The organism is Serratia quinivorans, assembly GCF_052113645.1.
Taxonomy (GTDB): domain Bacteria; phylum Pseudomonadota; class Gammaproteobacteria; order Enterobacterales; family Enterobacteriaceae; genus Serratia; species Serratia quinivorans_B.
The window spans coordinates 1-1172 of the sequence record NZ_JBIEIU010000039.1; the positions used below are offsets into that span (position 1 = coordinate 1).

Consider the following 1172-nt stretch of genomic DNA (forward strand, 5'->3'; position numbering starts at 1 on the left):
GAAGCCAGTCGCAGATACCAGCTGGCTGCAACTGTTTAATAAAAACACAGCACTGTGCAAACACGAAAGTGGACGTATACGGTGTGACGCCTGCCCGGTGCTGGAAGGTTAATTGATGGGGTCAGCCGCAAGGCGAAGCTCTTGATCGAAGCCCCAGTAAACGGCGGCCGTAACTATAACGGTCCTAAGGTAGCGAAATTCCTTGTCGGGTAAGTTCCGACCTGCACGAATGGCGTAATGATGGCCAGGCTGTCTCCACCCGAGACTCAGTGAAATTGAACTCGCTGTGAAGATGCAGTGTACCCGCGGCAAGACGGAAAGACCCCGTGAACCTTTACTATAGCTTGACACTGAACATTGAGCCTTGATGTGTAGGATAGGTGGGAGGCTTTGAAGTGTGGACGCCAGTCTGCATGGAGCCAACCTTGAAATACCACCCTTTAATGTTTGATGTTCTAACTCGGCCCCATAATCTGGGGTGAGGACAGTGTCTGGTGGGTAGTTTGACTGGGGCGGTCTCCTCCCAAAGAGTAACGGAGGAGCACGAAGGTTAGCTAATCACGGTCGGACATCGTGAGGTTAGTGCAAAGGCATAAGCTAGCTTGACTGCGAGAGTGACGGCTCGAGCAGGTACGAAAGTAGGTCTTAGTGATCCGGTGGTTCTGAATGGAAGGGCCATCGCTCAACGGATAAAAGGTACTCCGGGGATAACAGGCTGATACCGCCCAAGAGTTCATATCGACGGCGGTGTTTGGCACCTCGATGTCGGCTCATCACATCCTGGGGCTGAAGTAGGTCCCAAGGGTATGGCTGTTCGCCATTTAAAGTGGTACGCGAGCTGGGTTTAGAACGTCGTGAGACAGTTCGGTCCCTATCTGCCGTGGGCGTTGGAAGATTGAGAGGGGTTGCTCCTAGTACGAGAGGACCGGAGTGAACGCACCACTGGTGTTCGGGTTGTCATGCCAATGGCACTGCCCGGTAGCTAAGTGCGGAAAAGATAAGCGCTGAAAGCATCTAAGCGCGAAACTTGCCTCGAGATGAGTCTTCCCTGGGCCTTTAAGGTCCCTGAAGGAACGTTTAAGACTAAGACGTTGATAGGCTGGGTGTGTAAGTGCAGCGATGCATTGAGCTAACCAGTACTAATGATCCGTGAGGCTTAACCTTACAACACC

General features: G+C 52.5%; 1 rRNA gene. It reads left to right on the forward strand.

Annotated features, from left to right (window positions below):
- Positions 1-1164, forward strand: a 23S ribosomal RNA gene (locus ACGS9J_RS26885); the annotation flags it as partial.
- Positions 1165-1172: the final 8 nt, after the last annotated feature.